We start from the raw sequence: 20,904 nt of genomic DNA on the forward strand, positions 1-20,904 counted from the left end.
CCGTCAGCGGCGTCTTCGAACCCGCCCCCGGCCACTGGGGCCCCCGCCGGCTCCCGATCCGCCTCGCCGAATACGCCTGAGCGCCTGGAGTGCGGGAGCCTGCTCCCGCTCTTTGGTGGCCGCGGCGTGCCGCGGTCCTGCGGAGCTCGGGCTGGCGAGTGCCTCGACGATTTCCGCTCGCTCTTGGCGGGGCGGGGGAGGTGAACGCGTTTCTGATCGCCTGCGCCTCCCCGCGGCAAGCCGCGGGGCGTGAAGGCGGCGGCGAGCCGCCGCACTCCAAACGGGGTTCATGGAGTGCGGGAGCTTGCTCCCGCTGTGGTGGCCGCGGCTGGTGGGGCGTCATCGGGTGAACCCGGCGCAGCGGGCCCACCGGGCGGATTGTCCCGTCTCTCGCGGGGTCTGCCGACGGTTGCTATGCTTCGCCCGCCATGCGCATCCTGTTTCTGACCCACGGCTTCAACAGCCTGACTCAGCGTCTGTTCGTGGAGTTGCGGCGGCTGGGGCACGAGGTGTCCATCGAGTTCGACATCAACGACCGGGTCACGGAAGAGGCGGTGGAACTCTATCGTCCGGACCTGGTGATCGCGCCGTTCCTGAAAAGGGCCATCCCGGAGGTCGTCTGGCGCGGAACGCGGTGCTGGATCGTGCACCCGGGGCCGCTCGGTGACCGCGGTCCGGCGGCGCTGGACTGGGCGATCGAGGACGAAGCACGGGAGTGGGGCGTGACGGTGCTGCAGGCCGACGCGGCGATGGACGCGGGTGACGTCTGGGCCTCGGTCAGCTTCCCGATGCGCAACGCGTCCAAGAGCAGCCTGTACCGGCGCGAGGTCACCGACGCGGCGGTGCAGGCGGTCACTGTCGCGCTGGGGCGCTTGCAGGACCCCGGCTTCCGCCCGGAGCCGCTGGCGGTCAACCCGGACGGGAGCCGCGGCCGCTGGCGCCCGGCCTTCACCGCGGCGCAGAGGCGCATCGACTGGCAGCGGGACGACACCACCTCCGTGCTGCGCCGGATCCGGGCGGCCGACGGCAGCCCCGGCGTGCGGGACGAGATCCTCGGTCTGCCGGTGCGGCTGTACAACGCCTGGCCGGAGTGGAATCTCAGCGGCGAGCCGGGGACGCTGATCGGGACCCGCGATGGCGCGATCTGCCGCGCGACCGTGGACGGAGGGGTCTGGATCACCCACCTGCGCGCACTCGAGGGAGGTCGCAGGGATCTGAAACTGCCCGCAGTGCAGGTGCTGGGCCCGCAAAGACTGGCGGGGGTGCCGGAGATACCGCTGGACCCGTTCACCGTGGTGGGCACCGGCGACACCTGGCAGGAGATACGCGCCTGGAACGAGGACGGCGTGGGCTATCTCGCCTTCGAGTTCCACAACGGTGCGATGTCCACAGACCAGTGTCGGCGCCTGCAGGCGGCGTGGGAACGGCTGCGACGGACGTCGGCACGGGTACTGGTGCTGCTGGGCGGGGGCGACTTCTGGTCGAACGGCATCCATCTGCACCGGATCGAGGCGGAAGAAAACGCGGCCGAGGCCTCCTGGGACAACATCGAGGCGATGAATGACCTGACCCGGTCGATCATCGAAACCGGCGACCGGCTGGTGGTTTCCGCCCTGCGCGGCAACGCCGGCGCGGGCGGCGTCTTTCTGGCCCTGGCTGCCGACGAGATGTGGTGCGCACCCGGGGTGATCCTGAACCCGCACTACAAGAACATGGGCAACCTGTACGGCTCGGAATACTGGACCTACCTGCTGCCACGCCGCGTCGGGCCGAAGGCGGCGCGGGAGATCATGGGGAACCGGCTCCCGATCGGTGCCTCACAGGCGCGGGAGATCGCGCTTGTGGATGCGGTGTTCGGCACAGATGCCGCCGACTTTGCCGCGCAGGCCGCGTGCCGGGCCGCCGGCCTCGCCGCCTCCGCGGACCTGGAGGCGCGCCTCGAGGCGAAACAGTCGGGCCGACGCCGCGATGAGGCGAGCAGGCCGCTGGCTACTTACCGGGAGGAGGAGATGCGGCGGATGCGCCTGAATTTCTTCGGCTTTGATCCCAGCTATCATGTGGCCCGCTACAACTTCGTGCACCGCGTGCCACACTCGCGGACGCCGTTGCACCTGGCCCTGCACCGCCGCATCGGCGCTGCGGCCGGTACCGGTACGATCACAAGGAACCAGCCATGAGCGAACGCTTCACCGTCTCCGTCGAGCCCGCCCTCGCACAGGACTTCGACGACTTCATCAAGCGCAAGGGCTACAGCAATCGCTCGGAGGCCGTTCGTGACCTGATCCGCGGGGCGCTGGCCAAGGAGCGCTTGAGCCCGGAGCAGGACGGGGCCTGCGTCGGTGTGCTGAGCTACATGTACGACCATCACGAGCGTGAACTCAGCAAACGGCTGACCCAGACGCACCACGCGCACTACAACCTCACCGTGACCACGCTGCACATGCACCTGGACCACGACATGTGCGTGGAGTCGGTACTGCTGAAGGGCACCGCCCGGGACGTGCAGGCCTTCGCGGAATCGGTGATGGCGCGGCCGGGCATACGTCATGGCCAGCTGCACCGGATCCCGCTCGAGCATGCCCTCGATCCGGGTCCGGCGGCCACGCCCGCGCATCAGCACCACCATGAGAGCTGACCGGTACCGCAACCGGGACGGCACCGGGGTGCGGGGGAGATCGTGAACGGCACGGGGGTGGTCGCTGCGGGGCACCCCGCGACGGCCGAAGCGGCCGCTGCCGTCCTGGAGGCGGGCGGCAACGCCTTCGACGCGGTGATCGCCGGGCAGTTCGCGGCCTGCGTGGCGGAGCCGGTGCTCTGTTCACTGGGTGGCGGCGGGTTTCTGCTGACCCGGAAGGGCAGGGATCCGGTCCAGGCACTGGACTTCTTCGTGCAGACGCCGCTGCGCAAGCGCCCCCCGGAGGAGATCGAATTCCTGCCCATCGTCGCGGACTTTGGCGATGCCCAGCAGGAGTTCCATATCGGACTGGGATCGGTCGCGACCCCCGGCATGGTCGCCGGGCTCTTCGCGGCCCACCGCCACTACGCCAGCCTGCCGATGCCGGTGCTGCTGGAGCCGGCGATCCGGCTCGCACGTGAGGGGGTCCGCGTGAATGCCCTGCAGGCCTATGCCTTCCGGATCGTCGGTGCGATCTACGCGCATACGGAGGAATCCCGGCAATTGTACGCGAGCCCGACCCGCCCGGGGTCGCTGGTGGTGGAGGGTGACCTGCTGCGCCAGACACAGCTTGCGGACAGCCTCGAACGACTGGCGGCGGAAGGCGAGTCCTGGTTCTACCGGGGCGAGTTCGCAGATCTGGTCGTGAATCGGTGCCGGCGCGAAGGCGGCCTGCTGGGCCCGGACGACCTGCGCCGGTACCGGGCCGAGATCCGGGAGCCGGTGACGCTGGACTACCGCGGGAACCGGATCTGGATCAATCCGCCGCCCTCGTCCGGTGGCCTGCTGCTGGGGTTCGCACTGACGCTGCTGGAGAACCTCGGGCCTCCTCACGCGGCGTTCGGATCGGCCGGGCATCTCGAGCGTATGGCCGGGGTGATGGCACTGACCGACCGCGCCCGCCTGGAGGTACAGCCGGACGGGGACGCGCCGGTGGATGCCCGCAGGCTGCTCGATCCGGGCCTGCTGGCCCGTTACCTGGAGGAGGTGACCGGGCTGGGACCGGCGATGCGCGGCACCACCCACCTGAGCGTGATGGACGCCGGGGGCAATGTGGCGAGCCTCACCGCGAGCAACGGTGAGGGTTGCGGGGTGCTGATTCCGGACACCGGCGTCATGCTCAACAACATGCTCGGCGAACAGGACCTGAATCCCCAGGGTTTCTTCCGCTGGAGCGAGGACCAGCGCCTCACCTCGATGATGGCGCCGACCCTGCTGTCACGCCCCGACGGCAGCGAGGTAGCGCTGGGGTCCGGCGGCTCCAACCGGATCCGCACCGCGATCCTGCAGGTGCTGGTGAATCTGCTCGACTTTGACATGCCGCTGCAGCGCGCGGTGGACGCCTCGCGCATCCATCTGGAGGAGGGATTGCTCAGCGTGGAGGCCGGCTTTGGCGCCGAGGTCGATCTGGACCCGCTGCTCGCGCGGTACCCGAACCACCGGATCTGGCGCGAACGCAGCCTGTTCTTCGGAGGCGTGCACGCGGTGGGTCTTGGTCAGGCGGGCTTTTCCGGGGCAGGGGATGCCCGGCGTGGCGGCGTGGTCCGCCTGGCGGGCGCGCCGGGCGCCTCCTGAGCCACCAGGGAAGTCCTGAATAAGGTCATCCCGGCCTTCTCGGCGCACGCTGCGCTGCACAGACCATTTGCGGCTTGCACCGGAATCAGCGTTTCCCCAGGGACCGATTCCCGTTCTTTGCGCACGGCTCTGCACCTGCCGCGCGGCGCACGGCTCTTGGTGGTATCCGGGAGCGGTGCTAATCTATGAAGTGTTACGAAAAAATCCTACTATCATCCTTCAGGCGGGTGCGGCGATGAGCCGTGGCCCCTCGCGGTGACAGCGGCACTTGTCGGCCGGGTCCCGTCCATCGAGGAAGTGCAGATGCCCTGTTTGACCCATCTTTTGATCCGTACCGATGCCACGGGGGACTGGCATGGCGGGACTGCGCCCGCCGGCCAGCGGTGCCTGAGTCACGGACTCCGCTGGCGCGCCCGGCTGCCCCGTCCGGTCCCGGTCCTCGTGACCCTGCTGGCGCTCGGGCTGCTGGGAATGGCCGCGCCGGCCTGGGCACACTACCCCTGGATCACCGCCAGCGGGGATGCCGATGGGGTGGCGACGTTCCGGCTCGGTATCGGACATGCCTTTCCCGAGGATGGACCGCTCGCCGTCGACCGCGTGGAGGAGATTCGGCTGGTCGCGGTGGATGGTACCGTGGAGACCCTGGTGCTGGAGGATGGGGAAACCCATGCCCTCCCGGATGGCGCCGATGGTGCCCGTCTCATCGTCGCCGAGCAGACGCCGCGCTTCTGGAGCCGCACCCACGAGGGCGGCCGTCCGGCCTCGCGGCAGACCTACCCGGATGCCCTCGGTTGCACGCAGTCGGTGAACGTCATGAAGGCGGTGGTGGGCCGCGGATCCAGCGAGGCCTGGCGGCACCGCCAGGGCCACGCCCTCGAACTGGTGCCGGTCCGTGACCCGGCGGCGCTGAAGGCAGGCGATCCCCTGGCGATTGAGGTGTCCTGGCACGGCGAGCCGTGGCAAGGCGAGGTCAAGGCGACGTATGCGGGCTACGACGGCCGGTCGGAAGATGGCTATGCGCTGACACTGCAAACCGATGACGACGGCGTGGTCCGGTTCGTGCCGGCCGCGTCCGGATACTGGCTCGTTCGCGCACACGCCGCCGAGGACTATCCGGACCCGTCCGTCTGTGACCGGCGCTCGTACTTCTCCACGCTGACCTTCGTGATCCGCTGAGGCATGCGCGGCCGCGACCGAGGTCGCTCGGGCGCCGTCCCCGGTTGGGCAGGGCGGGCCGCCTGCGCACTCGCCGTGCTCTGCGCGGCGAGCGCGCTGAACGTGCCGCCAGTCGCCGGCCATGCGCTGCTGCACCGCGTGCTCGAAGGGGATTCAGTGGTTCGGATTCAGTTCCGGTTTCCTGACGGCGACAGGCCGCTCTTCGAGAGTTATCGCGTGATGGCACCCGACGATGATCAGCCGTTCCAGACCGGGCGCGTGAATGCGCTCGGCGAGGTGAGCTTCCTGCCCCACCGCCCCGGGATATGGCGGGTGACCGTCACGACCGAGGATGGCCACGGCACGGAGGCCCGGGTGCGTGTGGATACGGAAGGCCTGGGCACCGAGACACAGGGGTCGGAGGGCCTGTCGCGGTGGGAGCGGGTGGCTTCCGGGGTAGGCTACGTCCTCGGGGTGTTTGGTATCCTCGCGCTCTGGCGCGGCGGTCGCGCCCGCAGGACCTCGGCGTGACATGCACATCCCTGACGGCCTGATCTCGCCCCAGACCTACCTGCCAGCACTGGCGCTGGCCGCTCCGCTGTGGTGGTGGGCGGGGCGGGAATTCGCCGGTCGGGTCGGCGACGAGGCGCTGCCACGGCTCGCCGTCTTCACGGCGCTGGCCTTCGTGCTGTCCGGCCTGATGCTGCCTCTGCCAGGCGGGACCTCGGGACATGCGATCGGGGTCGGGATGCTGGCGCTGATCTTCGGTCCCTGGGTGGCGTTTCTCTCCCACACGCTGGTGCTCCTGCTGCAGGCCCTGGTGATGGGTGCAGGCGGCATCACCGCCCTGCCGGTGAACGCGCTCGCGATGGGATTCCTGGGCGCCTGGACAGCCTACCTGCTGTTCCGGCTGCTCAGCCCGTTGCAGGCGGAGTTCGCGGTCTTCGTGGCGGTATTGTTGTCCATCCTCGTGTCCGCGCTGATCGTCGCGCTGGTGCTCGGGCTGCAGCCGATGATCGCTCGGGCGCCCGACGGCAGTCCGCGGTTCTTTCCGTTCGGCTGGTCGGTCACCGTCCCGGCCATCCTGCTGCCGCATTTGTTCATTGCGATGGGCGAGGCGGCGCTGACACTGCTGATCTGGCGTCACGCGCGCAGGCGGCGCTGGCTGCAGGCGCCGGTCGCCGGGGAGGCATGACGCGATGTCCCTGAGCCACCCGGCACGGCTGGCGCTCTACCTCACGGCGGTGGTGGCGGTGACCCTGGTTCATCTGCCCGTCCCTCTGCTGGTGCTGCTGGCCAGCATTCTCCTGGTGTCCGGTCGGGGACGGATCGCCCTGCTGCTGCGGGCGGCCCGGCCCGTGTTCTGGGTGCTGCTGCTGATGTCGTCGGGTTACCTGCTGATGGGGTGGCTGACCAACCAAGCGGTGCTGGACACGCTGCTGCTGATCAACCTGCGGGTGGTGGTGCTCGCGCTGCTGACCGCCTGGATGATGCGCGACGTGGATCTCGACCGCGCGCTCGCGCACTGGCCGCGAGCCCGGCGCTGGCTGGTGATCGTTCGGGGGCAGCTGCTGCTCTTCCGGCGGCTGGGTCGCGACTACCGGCATGCCCAGCGCAGCCGGGAGACCGTGCCGCCGACCCTGCGCCAGCGCTTCTTCGGCAGCGCGGCCATTGGTCTTGGGGCGCTGGACAGGGGAGTGCACAACGCCGAGATGGTCACTCAGGCCATGCGTTCGCGGGGGGCGCTGGATGACTGAGGCGTCGCCCCTGCTGGTGCTGCAGCGGGTCGAGGTCGCCTATCCCAACGGCCGCAGGGCGCTCGACGGGATCGACCTGTCGATCGAGGCAGGCGAACGGGTGGTTGTGCTGGGCACCAACGGTTGCGGCAAGAGCACCTTGCTGCGGGTGCTGAATGCGCTCACGCTCCCGAGCGCAGGGGTCTTCCGTTTCGAGGGCCGTCCGGTAACGGACCGGACACTGCAGGACCGTGCCTGGCAGCGGGAATTCCGTCAGCGCGTGGCGCTGATGTTCCAGCATCCGGAGTCGATGCTCTTCAATCCGACGGTCCGCGAGGAGATCAGCTTTGGCCTGAGGCACCTCGAGGCCTCGGAGCAGGAGGCGCGGGTCATCCGCTGGGCCGAGCGGTTGCGGCTCGTGGACCTGCTGGAGGCGCCCCCGTTCGAGCTCTCCGGCGGCGAGAAGCAGCGGCTCTGTCTGGCCTGCCTGCTTGCGGTGGAACCCGAGGTGCTGCTGCTGGACGAGCCCACGGCCAACCTGGATCCGCGGACAGTCGGGTGGCTGCTGGAATGGCTGCGGGCACGCCCGGTGACCTCGGTCGTTGCGACCCACCAGATGGCGCTGGTCCCCCGACTCGGCGAACGCGTCGTGATCCTCTCTGCGGACCACCGGGTCGTCTACGACAGCCGGGATGCCGGCGGGCCGCCGGACCGGGATCTGCTCGTCACCCACGGGCTCGAACACGGTTGACGATCAAGATCCTCCGCTCCCGCAAGCGGGAGGGGGACCGCGCGACTTTCACGCCAACACTGGCGCGGACCGCGCGTTTCCAGGATCATGGCGGGCCCCCGGCGCCGGGGTCAGCGCATGCGCCTGCACTCCCGCCGGGCCGGGCGCAGGCGGACTGACGAGGAGGCACAGGATCATGGTGGCAGGGCTCGACGAGAAGCTGGAACCGATCTACCGGGACGTTCTGCGGCGCAACCCGGGCGAGACCGAGTTCCATCAGGCGGTGCATGAGGTACTCGAGACCCTGGGTCCGGTGCTGGTGAAGTATCCGGAATTCACCGAGCACAAGATCATCCAGCGCATCTGCGAGCCCGAACGCCAGATCATCTTCCGGGTGCCGTGGCAGGACGATCAGGGCCACACCCACATCAACCGGGCCTTCCGGGTGGAGTTCAACAGTGCGCTGGGACCGTACAAGGGCGGCATGCGCTTCCACCCGTCGGTGTATCTCGGCATCATCAAGTTCCTGGGCTTCGAGCAGATCTTCAAGAATGCGCTGACCGGCCTTCCGATCGGCGGCGGCAAGGGCGGGAGCGACTTCGACCCGAAGGGCCGCTCCGATGCCGAGATCATGCGTTTCTGCCAGAGCCTGATGACCGAGCTCTACCGGCACATCGGTCAGTACACCGACGTGCCCGCCGGCGACATCGGGGTCGGGCAGCGCGAGGTGGGCTACCTCTTCGGACAGTACAAGCGCATCACCAACCGCTACGAGTCCGGCGTCTTTACCGGCAAGGGCCTGGACTGGGGCGGCAGCCGCGCCCGGACCGAGGCGACGGGCTACGGCACGGTGTTCTTCCTGAACGAGATGCTGAAGGTCCGCGGCGAGTCGCTGGAGGGGAAGACCTGCGTGGTTTCGGGCTCCGGCAACGTCGCGATCTACGCGATCGAGAAGATCCATGCCCTCGGCGGCAAGGTGATCGCCTGTTCCGATTCCAACGGTGTCATCGTGGACAAGAACGGCCTCGACCTCGACCTGGTGAAGCAGATCAAGGAGATCGAACGTCGTCGCATCAGCGCCTATGCGGAAGAGCGACCCGATGCCACCTATCTGCCCGATGGCGTGATCTGGACCGTGCCCTGCGAGCTCGCACTTCCCTGTGCGACCCAGAACGAGCTGAACGGCAAGGATGCGCAGACCCTGGTCGAACAGGGCTGCATCGCGGTCGCCGAGGGCGCCAATATGCCGACCACGCCGGAGGGAATCCGCGTGTTCCAGGAGGCGGGGATCGCCTACGGGCCGGGCAAGGCGGCGAACGCAGGCGGGGTCGCGACCAGCGCCCTGGAGATGCAGCAGAATGCCAGCCGCGATTCCTGGACCTCCGAATACACCGAGGCGCGTCTGCAGGAGATCATGATCAACATCCACCGCAACTGCCACGAGACGGCCGAGGAGTTCGGGCAGCCGGGCGACTATGTCGCCGGGGCCAACATCACCGGCTTCCTGAAGGTAGGCCGTGCGATGGTGGCGCTGGGTCTGATCTGAACCGGGGGGCTCCGCGGTGCGGTCACAAGCGCAGGTCGGCCCAGACCGGGTCGTGGTCCGATGATCGCCAGGGGCCCCGGGCCGGCTGGCGTCCGGCGAAGCCGAGGAACGGGGGCTCGTCTGCGTTGATGTGCCAGATGCCGGCCGCCGCCACGCGCTTCGCGAGGTCCTCTTCGGCCAGCAGGTAGTCGAGCTGCCCGGCCTCGCCTTGGAAGACGTAGGTGTAGGGACGCTCCGGGAGGAGGTGGGTGGCGGCCAGATTGGTCTTGCCCGCGCGCAGGAACGTCGCCATCGGGTCCTCGCCTGCGTAGGCATTCAGATCGCCTGCGACGAGGACCGGGGCGCCATCGCGCCGGATCCGGTCCAGCCAGTCGACGAGGCGCCGGGCCTGCTGGCCGCGCAGCCGGTTCCAGCAGCCCTGACCGAGGTCGATGTCGCCCGTTTCGGGGCAGCCCGCCTTCGCCTTGAAATGGACCGCCACCACGCCGAAGGCCGCGCTGCCGCCCCGGGCGGTGAACCATGCCAGCAGCGGCGGCCGGTTGTGCACGGGATCCGGGTCCGTGGCCGCATCCAGCAGCCTGACCCGGGCTGGACGGTACACCAGCGCGTTGCGGATCGCATCGGTCCCGGTCCGGCGATGCGGGACTGCTTGATACCGAAGTGCCGCGGGCAGGTCGCGGTTCAGTGTTCGGAGCAGATCCCGCAGGGCGGGCTCGCGGTTCTCGACCTCGAGGAGGCTCAGCACGTCGGCATCGATACCGTGGATGGCGGCCGCGAGTTTGCGCCGCTGCCGGTTGCGCTGGGCGCGGTTCTCCGCGCCCCGCTGGCCAAGCGTCAGGAAGTAGTTCTCCACATTCAGGGTCGCGACGCGGATGCTGTCCGTGTTCGCGTTCGGCGGCGCGGGGCGCGGATTCGCCTCGACGAACATGGGGGCCCGGGTCGGGTGGACGCGGTGGGCACCGAAGGCGCGGGTCAGGATACCGGTCAGCCCCTCGACCTGGTCACCCGCGCGACGAGTGCCGTTTGCCCCGAGATAGGGGACTGGTCGGGGGTTGGCCCGATAGCTGCCATCGTCGAGCACGATCCGGTGTGCCTGCCGGGCCCGGGATCCGTTACCGGCAGTCCCGCTCTTCCGGTACAGCCGTCCTGGCGCGGACAGGTGCAGACTGCCGTAGCGGCCGAGCTCGTAGTTTCCCGTGACAGTCAGGGGCTGCTCGAAACGGACCTTCACGCCGTGCAGACTGGCCAGCCGCGCGGCATCCCCGGGCAGCCGCAGCACCACCGGATCGGGTAGCCCGGCGTGCGTGCACACGTGCACGTCATTGATTCGGCTGAGCTGGGGTCGCCCGCGAAACCGGTCGAACCGACCCGCGATCAGTACCCGGTCCCCGGGGCGCAGGGACTGCGGCGCCAGCGACGGGGCATAGACGAAGAGCCCTGCCGGGGGCAGGGCATCGTGCTGGACGAAGAAGCCGCCGAGACGTTCAGGCCCCAGGAAGACGCCCGTGACGATCCCCTCGACCGTCACCGATTCGCCTTCCGCCACGCGTCCCGCCCGCAGTTCCGGGATCGGGGTGACCAGGGTCGGCGGGCAATCCGCGGCCACGGGCGACGCCGCGAACGAAGCCGTCGCCCACAACAAAACGCTGACCAGCCACGCGATCCCGTTGCTTGCCGGCATGCATCCCTTCCCCTGGCTGCGGCGCTGGCGAGCGCTTGCTTTCCCTGTGCGGTTCTTCCGCATGCCGCAATCCGTCACCCGGAAGCGGCACGCGGAGACCTACGACTCTACTCGGCGACCTCCTGGAAGCCGGCGCTGAAGCCCATCAGCGAACCCTCGATCACGGCCACCTGGTCGGATTCCAGGGGCCTGACGCCGATCAGGAACGTGGTGCCGGCGCGCATCGCGGCCAGCATCTCGGGGTCGACCGGCGCCACCACCCGGCAGCCGTTCGGAAGACAGGTCTGGAAGGGGAACTCGCGTTGCAGGTCCTCGCCAATCCGGAACAGCATGCCCGGGCGAAGGTCGAGCCCCAGGGGCAGGTAGACGACCATCACGTTGTCGCCTTCGATGCGGCCGACCATGATCTGCATCACCGGCTCGCCCGAGTCATCGGCAGCGGCCTGGCTGATGAAGCAGGTCTCGCCCGCAGGCGTGTCCTCGCACAGCACCTGCCAGTCCTGATGGGTGGCACCAGCGCGCAGATCCCCACCCATCTGGCCCAGCGCGGGCGCCGTGGAGAGCAGGAAGAGCAGCACGGACAGTCCAAGGGCCGCGGGCAGGGGCGCGGCAGAGCGCATCATGTTCAAGGGGTTGATCTTCGTTCTCCCGGATAAATCCTCGCAGCAAGCTATCCACACGGCCGCGGCGCGTCAAGGCCACGCGTCGATGCCGGCGGTGCCGTGGCCTTCCCCGGGCGGGCAGGGATGTCGCCCGGCGATGCGCAGCATCAGGCCTCGGGCATCCTGCCCGGGCCCCCGGGGCCGGTATCCCGGCGCCCGAGCGTCAGCAGGCGGTAGCGGATCCAGCCCTCGCGGATGGCGCGATTCAGCGCGTGTCCGCCCACCACATTCGCCCAGAAGGGGTGCCGCGTGAGGCCCAGGAGGCGCACCGGCGGGCTGACCAGCGCGACCAGCCGGTCCCGCGGCCGGTGGGTGCGGATCAGCGGCGAGAGGTCATGTGCGTAAAGACGCCGGAACCCGGACTTCACCGCTACGGCGTCGAGGGTCTCCAATGTGCACAGCCCCGGGACGCGCCACCCGTCCCGGAAACGATCGATCGTGCGCTGCATCGCGTGCGCGCCGGGCGGGACCGGATGGTCGAGGAAGTCGTCGACGATCAGCACGACCCCGCCCGGCGCCAGGTGCCTTCTGCAGGTCGCGAGGAAGCGCTCCGGACGGGAGACATGCACGAACGACTCGACAGCGACGATTGCGTCGGCGCGCAGTTGCAGACTCAGCTCCTCGAAATTGGCCCTGCTGAAGCGGCAACGTGCCTGCAGGCCCTGGCTCTGCGCCAGCTCCCGTGCGAGCGTCACCTGTTTCGCACTGATGGTCACCCCGTGCAGCCGGGCCCGGGGGAAGGCGCGCGCCAGACTGAACATCGTGCCGCCGACACCGCAGCCAAGGTCCAGCAGGAGCCGCGGTGGCCCGGATGCGCAGGCACGGATCCGTTCGGCCAGCAGTGTGTTTACGTGTTCCGCGGCCTCGCGCCCATTGCGCACTCCCGTTGCCCACAGCCCGCGGTGGATCGCGTGACCGCCCGCGCTGCTACCGATGCGCAGGAAGGGTGCGGTGTTGCGATCGTAGTAGTTCTGGAGTTCATGCGAGCACATTCCGGCATTGTCCGGGTTTGCCGGTCCCTGTGACAGTCGGCATAACGTCATGCGGTGATCATCCTGGCGCAATCGCGGAACTGGATCCATGCCGGGCAACCGGCGGCCCGGCCCGTGCACGTCGAGACCTCGCCGGGGGTGCGGGGAGGGCGGGCGACCGGCCGCCCCGGTGCCCGGCAGGTGGCTCGACGTGCCACCATAGGGCCAGGCCGTGAATGCGCGGGGTCTCGCAACCACCACACAGGAGGGCGAATCCGGATGACGAAGGCGAAACGCAGAAAGAAGAAACCGGGCCGACCGGGCGCCGGTGCCACCACGCCGAATCCCGTAGAGGGCCAGCGGGAGGTGGTGATCCTGGCGCTGGCCCTCCTCGGGATGGGGATCACCGGCTATCTGACGGTGGCGGCCTGGATGCGTTCGACGCCGGCATTCTGTGCGGAGGGAGCCGGGTGCGACCTGATCCAGCAGAGCCAGTGGTCGTCATTCCTCGGGCTGCCCATCGCCCTGTGGGGCTTCGCCCTGTATGCCGTCCTGGCAGCGATCGCATTCGCGATGCCGCCCAGACTCAAACGCTGGCGCCGGCTCTGGATGGTGGCCTTCGTCGGGGTGTCGGTCAGCGTCTACCTGACCGCGGTCGGCTGGTTTACGCTCGATGCCTTCTGCGGGTGGTGTCTGGCCTCGCTCGCGACGATTGCCGCGATCCTGGCGGCGGTCTTCCTGCGGCGGCCGGGCTCGGCGCCGGGGATGCCCTGGAGCCAGTGGCTGCTGCGCAGTGCCGGGGCGGGTCTGGTCTTGGTCGCGGCATTGCACCTTGTGGCCAGCGATCTCCTGTCCCGGCCGGAGGACCCGCGGCTGGCCGCGCTGGCGGTCCATCTCGAGGAGTCCGGGGTCCGGTACTACGGGGCCTCGTGGTGTCCCGCCTGCCGTCAGCAGTCGCGTCTCTTCGGGGCCGCGAGCGAACGGCTGCCCTACGTGGAGTGCAGCCCTGGCGGTCGCGGGACGCCGATGGCGCGGGTCTGCACGAGTGCCGGGATCGCGAGTTACCCGACCTGGATCATCCGCGGTCGTCGCTTCGAGGAAGTGCTCCGGCCGCGGGAACTCGCGCAGCTGTCGGGTTTCGACTGGGAGAGGCATTCGGAGTGATCCGCGCAGGTTGGCGCCCGGGGATGTGGACGTCCCGACATCCCCGAGGCGCTACGCCGGAGAGCCCATCGTCGTGAAGACCGACAGGCGCGTGCGGCACTTGCCGGTGATCAGCGATGGCCGCATCATCGGGGTGATGTCGATCGAAAGGGTGCAGGAAGCGATCAGCGAAGCGCAGCACTCCATCATCTCCCTGATGGAGCCACAAATCGCAAGCTGAGCCCGGTCGTGGTCACCGGCTCGTCCGGGACTCGGCGGGTCCAGGAGAGAGGCAACCATGACAGAACAACGCGAACAGCGGATCGAGAACCTGGTCCGCTCAGTGGTCCGGGAATTCCAGGAGACCGCGCGGATGACCGGGGTCGCGGCCGCGGATCCCGCGGTCCTCGATGCCTTCCGGCGCGTGCCGCGCGACGAGTTTGTTCCGGATGCCGGCACCGGCCAGGCCTGGGAGGACCGGGCGCTGCCGATCGGGCACGGCCAGACGATCTCCCAGCCCTTCGTCGTCGTGCTGATGACCCAGCTGCTGGAACTCCAGCCGGATACCCGGGTCCTCGAGATCGGGACCGGTTCCGGATACCAGGCCGCGCTTCTCGCGGAACTGGCGGGCGAGGTCTACAGCATCGAGGTGGTGCCCGAACTGGCTGCGGCGGCCGCCTCCCGGCTGCAGCGGCTCGGTTACCAAAACGTGCAGGTGCGCACCGGGAACGGCCGCGATGGCTGGCCGGAGGCCGCGCCCTTCGATGCCGTGATCGTCACGGCCGGCGCCGACAGCATCCCGCCGGCACTGGTGGAACAGCTCCGGATCGGGGGGCGCCTGGTCATCCCCGTGGACACCAGGTGGGCTGGCCAGGACCTGCTGGTCTGCGTGAAGCAGGAGGATGGAAGCCTGAGTGAACGCCGGGCGCTGTCCGTGATCTTCGTCCCGCTGGTCGGCCGCGGATAGCGTGGCGTTGCGGGGACGAACCGCGGGCCCTTCATCCGGTCAACTGCACAGCCTTCCACCGCCTGAAGACGGTCCCGATCCGGCGCCCCGGTCGCGGTGCCGACGCACTCGGTTGCTCCCCGAGGACGCTATGCCATGATCGATCCAGAACCGCCGCGCTTCCTGTTGTTCCCGCCGGTGATCCGTTTCCTGCTGATCGCCAACGTGGTGATCTTCCTGCTTCAGCTGGTGGCGTTCGAGACGCTGCTGGTGCACTTCGCGCTGTGGCCCGTGGGGACGCCCGAGGTCATCGAGCAGAACGGCGAGTTCGTCTGGGTGCCGTCGTTCCAGCTCTGGCAACTGCTGTCCTACGGCTTTCTGCATGGCGGTCTGCTGCACCTGTTTCTCAACCTGTTCGCGATGTGGATGCTCGGGGTCCAGCTGGAACACGCATGGGGTTCTCGGCTGTTCGCGATCTACTATCTGGTCTGCGTGCTCGGTGCCGGGCTGATCCAGCTTTTCGTGGCGTCCTACGGGGTGACGGGCAACGAGATCTATCCCACCATCGGCGCGTCCGGCGGGGTCTTCGGCATACTGCTGGCCTTCGGGATGATGTTCCCCAATCAGCGCCTCGTCTTCCTCTTGATCCCGGTACCGATCCGGGCCAAGTACTTCGTGATCGCCTACGGGGCCTTCGAGCTGCTTGCCGGCATCACCGGAACCACCGCGGGCGTGGCGCACTTCGCGCACCTCGGCGGCATGTTCTTCGGGCTGCTGCTGATCCAGTACTGGCGGGGCCGGCTGCCGATCAAGCCGCGCAACCGGGTCTTCTGGTGGTGAGTTACCGCAGGCGATCGGTTTTCGGCGTATCTGCGAGAGGAATCCCGTTGGGTCCCGGGTATAAGGATCTACACTTTGGGGAGGGAGACATGGACAGATCCGGCCGCCTCAGCCCGAGCGGCCCGATCCGCATTTCCCTGCCTGACGGCTATCGATTGTTTCCGACACGGAGGATCTGAATGGACACTGTCTGGATTGTGGTTGCTGACGCCGCACGGGCCCGCATACTCCGCTGCGAGGGTCGCGCCTGTCATGGGCTTGCCGATGTGGAGGCGCTCTCCCACACCGAATCCCGCGCCAATACCCAGGACCTGGTCTCGGACCGTCCGGGACGGAGCTGGGCGACCCCGAGCGGTGATGCGCGCCATGCGATGGACGAGACGACCGATCCCGCGCACCATGAGCGCGAGCGATTTGCAAGGATGGTCGCCGATCGCCTGAAGTCCGCGCATCACGAAGGCGTGTTCAAGCACCTGGTGATCGTTGCGTCCCCGTCCTTCCTGGGAGCGCTGCGCGATCTGCTGGACCGCAGCGTTGCCCAGACCGTCCGGGCCGAGGTGGCCAAGAACGTGGTCAAGGTCGAGGATCCCGCGGTCCTGAGGTCGCATCTTCCGGATTTCATCTACTGAATCCGATCGGCCTGCAGCCGCCGGCGCCCGGTCGCGTCGCGCGGCCAACTCACACCCCACCCCAAACCCTCCCCCGCATGCGGGGGAGGGGGATTTTCATGGTCCGGGGTGGCGTATCGCCATCACGGCCAACCTGAAAGTCGGCGCGGTCCCCCGCTCCCCGGGAACCCGGGAAGGGAGTCATGCTTCCGCGTGGTGCGGATGATGAGGCGAACGGAGGCTGCAGCCACGGTTTTCACCCGCGAGGCCGCTGACCCCGGGGCCAGCGCACGGGGCTCGCCGCGGGGAAGTGGTCAGAAGCGGTAGCTGTAGCCGATCTCGAGTTCGTACTGCTCCATCTCCAGCTTGATGGTCTGCCCATCGAGCGGATTGGTGCCGGTCACGCTCGCGCTGGGCGCGTACATGGCGGCCAGATGGATGGCGGACCGACTGTCGATCGCCTTGCTGAATCCAACCGTGAAGTGGTCTTCCATCACGCCCGGGGCCAGGATATTGAACAGGACCTCGGAACGGGGGATCGGGTTCTCTCCCCGGTTGTAGCCTGCCCGCCAGGTCCAGCCGTTGTCCCCCGCAAACTCGGCACCGATCTTGAAGATATCGATGTCCTCCCAACCGAAGCCGGGACCATTGGGTTCGCCCAGGAGATTGCCGTCGAAAAGGTTGGAGAACGGATTGTTGACCGCAGGCACGTCCGAATAGTTGATGCGCTGATAATCGGCGGCCACGGTGATCCGCGGCGTCACGTCCACTGCAATGCCCAGACCCCAGGTCTCGGGGATGTCGAGGTCGCCGTTCTCTGCAAACAGGCCGCTGAAGTCGTCAAAGGTGCTGCCGCGAATCTTCGAGCGGTAGTTCGCGCCCACCCGCACGTGATCGGCCAGCTGGGCCTGGAAGCCGATCTGGCCACCGAAGCCGAAATCGCTGTCGGTGCTCGCGTTGGTCAGATTCTCGGGGTCTGCGCTGAAACCCGAGAAGGCCTGGAGCCCCTTGGCCCTGAAGCGCTGAAAGCTGATGATGGGGCTTACCCCGACACTCACACGCCCGTCGGCGAAGCGCTGTGCATAGGTCGGAATGAGCGCCAGCTGTTCCAGATTGACCCCGGCCTCGCCAAAGCAGAAGGTGCCTTGCTGAGGCGATTGTGGTGGGCAGAAGTCCGGATTGTCGAAGGCCGGGTAGTCGGTGTTCAGGCCGCCGTTGGCGAGCAACGTAACCCCCCAGGACCGGTCCGCGTCGATCTGCCGCACGTAGCCCAGGGAGGGAATGAAGAAGCTCTCGCTGTTGCTGTCGACCCTGCCCGGTTTGAGCGGAAATCCGTTAGGCGGTGGCGGCTGGAATTGCGGTTCTCCCGCCTCATAAAACCGTTCGGGCCGGAAATAGGCGAGGGAGCCATCGAAGCGCGTTTCCATGCCGGCGATGCCGGCCGGGTTGGTACCGGGAGCGTAGGAATCATGCGAGATCGCCATGCCTACGCCGCCCATTCCCTTTGTCTGCGTGCCATAGCCGTGTGAAAAAAAGCCGTTTGTGGCGTGGGCGGTCCCGGAAAGCCCCAGGGTAGCGCTTACCGCGAGTGCCACTAGGCTGCGACGACTCCGTGAATCTGCCATCCGTATTCCTCCTTTGTGCAATTTTTATTTTGTTGATTCAACCTGCAATCCGGATGGATTGCGTACGTGCGCATTGACCGCAAAATGCGGTGTTGCATGCGAATGAGTCCAAGCCGCCTGCGTTTCCGTTATGCGATGGCTCCAGGGTCGAGATTCCGGCCGTACCGGGACCGCTCGGAAGAGGCGCCTTCATGGACGCGAATCCTGCTGTCTTTATTGTTGTTCTGATCCTCAATAAGGCTCCGCATCTATTGAAATATCACCAAGACGGCTCCCGGGTAAATCTTCGTGCTGAGCGGGGTCCGCTTGGCTGCGGTCAAAGGCGCGGCGCTACAGGCGTCCGGTATCTTTCGTCAAGGTCAAGAGCAGAAGCAACGTTGCCATCAGCCAAAAGTAAAGAGCCAGGCAGCGAGCAGCCCGGCAGGCTTTTTTGGGGGTCAGGCTGTGATGCTACCTTATGAAGCTTATTTTTTATATTTAATAAACTAGGGTATCAGATGGATGCATGTCAAGACCTGTTTGCGGGTTGTACGTGGAAATACGTAGGTGGTGCGGATACAGCCCGATGGGCAGGCGCGCATGCCGGTGCCGTGGACGCAGCAGCTTTCTTGGCTGCCTCCTCCGGGATCCCTGCTCGCGGGGCCCGGTCACGTACGGATGCCTGGCCTGGTGACGAGAGGGGTCGGGAGGCGCGGGGCGCCGGGGCCGGCCCGCCTTCCGGGATTCGACGGTCCGCGCCATGGCGCCAGGGCCAAGGAGGCCAGCCCCCAGGCATCGCCGGGGACCATCGAGCTGAGCCGGGCTGGAGAGCGCATTCAGTTCGGCGGGCCCGACTGAGAGGGGTCGCTGCTCCTGGAGATGAAATAGACACCCAGTGCAGCCATCACCATCCAGAACAGCAGGGCCCAGATGCCGAACCGCTCCCAGAGGGGGCCGAAGAACAGGAGCATCACGGCCGCCGCCCCGAGAATCACGTTGCCGAGGATGAAGGAGGTCCGAGGACCGTCGTCCTGAGGATGCATGGGCTGGCCGGTATTCGTCTGATCTTCCCGCCGATTGTAGCAGCAGGGGACGGGGCAATCAGGCCCCAGCCTCACCTGGGCCGCGCCCGGGAGTCCGGACAACTCATCCTCCTCGTCTCCCGCTTGCGGGACAGGGCCGCCAAAGGCGGGGACAGATTCGCAAATCTGTCCCCGGGGGCGAAGCCTGCCTCGCAGGTGGAAGAAGGGGATCACCGTCAGCGGTGGCGACGTCCCGTGACGGTGAGCGTTGCATCGGTCGGGTTCCGGGCACCCGGGACCGGGCGCACCCACGGTCCCTCCGGGCTGTCGATCACTGCCAGCTTCTGCCGGAACAGCCCCTCGAGTGCCTGCACGTTGAAGATCTCGCCGGTGCGGCCCCAGCACGTCCCGCCATCCGGGTACATCAGGACCAGATGCGTGCAATAGGTCGCCGCAAGGTTGAGGTCGTGCAGCGCGAGCACCGCGCCGCGGCGTCCGGAGGCGACCTCCCTGCGCACCAGGTCCAGCACCGCCACCTGGTGGTGCAGGTCGAGGTGGTTGGTGGGTTCATCCAGCAGCCAAAGCGGCGGGTCCTGGGTCAGCAGTGTAGCCAGTGCCAGGCGCTGGCGTTCGCCGCCGGACAGTGTCTGCACCTGACGCTCGGCGAGGTCCGCGAGATCCAGCCGGGTGAGCGCCTGCCGCGCAAGCGCGTGGTCCCGCGCCGTCTCCACGTTCCAGGCGCGCAGGAACGGGTGCCGGCCAATCAGCGCGGTCTCCAGTACCGTGGAGGGGAAGCCGTCGCGGTGGTCCTGAAAGACCAGTCCGAGTCGTTGCGCGATGCGTCGCCGGGGAATCCGCTGCAGCGCGTCTCCGTCCAGCTGTACCTGTCCCGCCCGCGGACGCCTGAGACCCGCCAGGGTGTGCAACAGGGTGGTCTTGCCTGCGCCGTTCGGACCCAGCAGGCCCCAGCACTCGCCGGGGAGCAGCGGGAAGTCCAGCGCCATGCCCGCCGGGCGGCCGGGAATGTCGATGACCAGGCCATCGAGGTTCAGCAGTCCGGTGCTCATGTCCGGCTCCGGTACAGCAGGTAGAGAAACACCGGTACGCCGAGCATTGCAGTGATCACGCCGACCGGCAACTGCTCGGGGGCAATGACCGTGCGGGCCAGGGTGTCGGCCAACGTGAGCAGGATGCCTCCGGCGAGGGCCGAGGCGGGGAGCAGCAGGCGCTGGTCGTTGCCGATGACCAGACGCAGCATGTGCGGGATGATCAGCCCCACGAAGCCGATGGTGCCGGCGGTGGTCACGGCCACCGCGGTGACCACCGCCGCGAGCAGGTAGACCGTCCACTCCAGGCGCCGGACCGACACGCCCAGCACCGCCGCCTGCAGCGGTCCTCGTGCCAGCACGTTAAGGCCGCGCCCCAGCGGCAGTGCGAGCCCGACGATCGCGGCCAGTGCCAGCCAGGGCAGCGCGTAGCCGCGGGCGTGGGCCAGATCGCCCATCAGCCAGTACAGCATGCCGGGCAGTTCCGGGCTCGGACGCACGGCGAGCAGGAAGGTGATCACCGCGCCCCAGCCGGCGGCCACCACCACGCCGGTCAGCAGCAGGCGTGTCGGCGTCCAGCTCCCGGTGCCATGGGCCAGCCCGAACACGATCAGCGTGGACAGCAGGGCACCCGCAAAGGCCGAGCCCGATACCCAGGCCAGTCCGAGCCCCGAGATCATCGCCAGCAATGCGCCCACGGCGGCTCCGCCCGAGATGCCCAGCACATAGGGGTCGGCCAGCGGATTGCGCAGCAGCACCTGCATCAGAGCTCCCGCAACCGCCAGCAGGCCCCCCGTGGCGAAGGCCGCGAGGGTGCGCGGCAGGCGCAGTTCCAGCACCAGCAGACGTGCAAGCTCGCTGCCTTCGCCGAAGATCGCGACGGCAACGTCGCGCGGGGGGAGGGTGACACTGCCGAGCATCACCGAGCCCAGCATCGAGGCACCGGCTGCGATGGCCAGTAACCC

General features: G+C 68.1%; 21 protein-coding genes. 14 read left to right on the top strand and 7 right to left on the bottom strand.

All coding sequences use genetic code 11. The features are described 5' to 3' along the window. Positions 1-428: 428 nt before the first annotated feature. From ACESMN_RS07635 to gdhA, 9 genes are all read left to right on the top strand, one after another. Positions 429-2,177, top strand: coding sequence for a hydrogenase maturation protein (locus ACESMN_RS07635; protein ID WP_373053003.1), 1,749 nt, complete (start codon positions 429-431; stop codon positions 2,175-2,177). Then, positions 2,174-2,635 (top strand): nickel-responsive transcriptional regulator NikR, encoded by a 462-nt coding sequence (gene nikR, locus ACESMN_RS07640; RefSeq protein ID WP_373053004.1) that lies wholly within the window; start codon positions 2,174-2,176, stop codon positions 2,633-2,635. The genes ACESMN_RS07635 and nikR overlap by 4 nt, the downstream gene beginning before the upstream one ends. 42 nt (positions 2,636-2,677) lie before the next feature. Next, positions 2,678-4,249: a gamma-glutamyltransferase gene (gene ggt, locus ACESMN_RS07645; RefSeq protein ID WP_373053005.1), complete on the top strand. Its 1,572-nt coding sequence runs from the start codon at positions 2,678-2,680 to the stop codon at positions 4,247-4,249. A 303-nt stretch (positions 4,250-4,552) separates the two neighbouring features. Continuing rightward, on the top strand, positions 4,553-5,425 hold the full coding sequence (locus tag ACESMN_RS07650; RefSeq protein WP_373053006.1) for a DUF4198 domain-containing protein: 873 nt from the start codon (positions 4,553-4,555) through the stop codon (positions 5,423-5,425). Positions 5,426-5,527: 102 nt separating this feature from the next. Beyond that, the gene (locus ACESMN_RS07655; RefSeq protein WP_373053007.1) at positions 5,528-5,935 is read left to right on the top strand and encodes a hypothetical protein; all 408 of its coding nucleotides are present in this window, start codon (positions 5,528-5,530) and stop codon (positions 5,933-5,935) included. 1 nt (position 5,936) lies between these two features. Next, positions 5,937-6,599, top strand: a complete 663-nt coding sequence (locus ACESMN_RS07660; RefSeq protein ID WP_373053008.1) for an energy-coupling factor ABC transporter permease — start codon at positions 5,937-5,939, stop codon at positions 6,597-6,599. A 4-nt stretch (positions 6,600-6,603) separates the two neighbouring features. Continuing rightward, positions 6,604-7,161 (top strand): hypothetical protein, encoded by a 558-nt coding sequence (locus tag ACESMN_RS07665; protein ID WP_373053009.1) that lies wholly within the window; start codon positions 6,604-6,606, stop codon positions 7,159-7,161. After that, positions 7,154-7,891 (top strand): energy-coupling factor ABC transporter ATP-binding protein, encoded by a 738-nt coding sequence (locus ACESMN_RS07670; RefSeq protein ID WP_373053010.1) that lies wholly within the window; start codon positions 7,154-7,156, stop codon positions 7,889-7,891. Before ACESMN_RS07665 ends, ACESMN_RS07670 begins: the two co-directional genes overlap by 8 nt. Before the next feature lie 175 nt (positions 7,892-8,066). Next, on the top strand, positions 8,067-9,416 hold the full coding sequence (gene gdhA / locus ACESMN_RS07675; protein WP_373053011.1) for an NADP-specific glutamate dehydrogenase: 1,350 nt from the start codon (positions 8,067-8,069) through the stop codon (positions 9,414-9,416). 22 nt (positions 9,417-9,438) lie between these two features. Here the strand turns inward: gdhA and ACESMN_RS07680 are convergent, their stop codons facing one another. The 3 genes from ACESMN_RS07680 to ACESMN_RS07690 all read right to left on the bottom strand — a co-directional run bounded on the left by ACESMN_RS07680 (position 9,439) and on the right by ACESMN_RS07690 (position 12,802). Next, on the bottom strand, positions 9,439-11,097 hold the full coding sequence (locus ACESMN_RS07680; protein WP_373053012.1) for an ExeM/NucH family extracellular endonuclease: 1,659 nt from the start codon (positions 11,095-11,097) through the stop codon (positions 9,439-9,441). Between the two features lie 107 nt (positions 11,098-11,204). Continuing rightward, positions 11,205-11,720 carry an invasion associated locus B family protein gene (locus tag ACESMN_RS07685; RefSeq protein ID WP_373053026.1) on the bottom strand — a complete coding sequence of 172 codons (516 nt, stop codon included), beginning with the start codon at positions 11,718-11,720 and terminating at the stop codon, positions 11,205-11,207. Positions 11,721-11,866: 146 nt separating this feature from the next. After that, positions 11,867-12,802 (bottom strand): cyclopropane-fatty-acyl-phospholipid synthase family protein, encoded by a 936-nt coding sequence (locus tag ACESMN_RS07690; protein ID WP_373053013.1) that lies wholly within the window; start codon positions 12,800-12,802, stop codon positions 11,867-11,869. A 207-nt stretch (positions 12,803-13,009) separates the two neighbouring features. Between ACESMN_RS07690 and ACESMN_RS07695 the strand changes: the two genes are divergently transcribed. The 5 genes from ACESMN_RS07695 to ACESMN_RS07715 all read left to right on the top strand — a co-directional run bounded on the left by ACESMN_RS07695 (position 13,010) and on the right by ACESMN_RS07715 (position 16,288). Next, on the top strand, positions 13,010-13,894 hold the full coding sequence (locus ACESMN_RS07695) for a vitamin K epoxide reductase family protein (protein WP_373053014.1): 885 nt from the start codon (positions 13,010-13,012) through the stop codon (positions 13,892-13,894). A gap of 73 nt (positions 13,895-13,967) precedes the next feature. After that, the gene (locus ACESMN_RS07700; protein ID WP_373053015.1) at positions 13,968-14,114 is read left to right on the top strand and encodes a hypothetical protein; all 147 of its coding nucleotides are present in this window, start codon (positions 13,968-13,970) and stop codon (positions 14,112-14,114) included. Between the two features lie 57 nt (positions 14,115-14,171). Further along, the gene (locus ACESMN_RS07705; protein ID WP_373053016.1) at positions 14,172-14,840 is read left to right on the top strand and encodes a protein-L-isoaspartate(D-aspartate) O-methyltransferase; all 669 of its coding nucleotides are present in this window, start codon (positions 14,172-14,174) and stop codon (positions 14,838-14,840) included. Positions 14,841-14,975: 135 nt separating this feature from the next. Next, complete coding sequence (locus ACESMN_RS07710; RefSeq protein WP_373053017.1) at positions 14,976-15,659, top strand: rhomboid family intramembrane serine protease; 684 nt, start codon at positions 14,976-14,978, stop codon at positions 15,657-15,659. Between the two features lie 179 nt (positions 15,660-15,838). Beyond that, positions 15,839-16,288, top strand: coding sequence for a host attachment protein (locus ACESMN_RS07715; RefSeq protein ID WP_373053018.1), 450 nt, complete (start codon positions 15,839-15,841; stop codon positions 16,286-16,288). Positions 16,289-16,581: 293 nt separating this feature from the next. Here ACESMN_RS07715 and ACESMN_RS07720 read toward each other — a convergent pair whose 3' ends face one another. From ACESMN_RS07720 to ACESMN_RS07735, 4 genes are all read right to left on the bottom strand, one after another. After that, positions 16,582-17,892 (bottom strand): OmpP1/FadL family transporter, encoded by a 1,311-nt coding sequence (locus ACESMN_RS07720; protein WP_373053019.1) that lies wholly within the window; start codon positions 17,890-17,892, stop codon positions 16,582-16,584. 815 nt (positions 17,893-18,707) lie between these two features. Continuing rightward, positions 18,708-18,914 carry a hypothetical protein gene (locus tag ACESMN_RS07725; RefSeq protein WP_373053020.1) on the bottom strand — a complete coding sequence of 69 codons (207 nt, stop codon included), beginning with the start codon at positions 18,912-18,914 and terminating at the stop codon, positions 18,708-18,710. Between the two features lie 215 nt (positions 18,915-19,129). Continuing rightward, positions 19,130-19,960, bottom strand: a complete 831-nt coding sequence (locus ACESMN_RS07730) for an ABC transporter ATP-binding protein (RefSeq protein WP_373053021.1) — start codon at positions 19,958-19,960, stop codon at positions 19,130-19,132. Continuing rightward, positions 19,957-20,874: a FecCD family ABC transporter permease gene (locus ACESMN_RS07735; RefSeq protein ID WP_373053027.1), complete on the bottom strand. Its 918-nt coding sequence runs from the start codon at positions 20,872-20,874 to the stop codon at positions 19,957-19,959. Before ACESMN_RS07735 ends, ACESMN_RS07730 begins: the two co-directional genes overlap by 4 nt. Positions 20,875-20,904 lie beyond the last annotated feature (30 nt).

Source organism: Thioalkalivibrio sp. (genome assembly GCF_041690275.1).
Classification (GTDB): Bacteria; Pseudomonadota; Gammaproteobacteria; order Ectothiorhodospirales; family Ectothiorhodospiraceae; genus Thioalkalivibrio.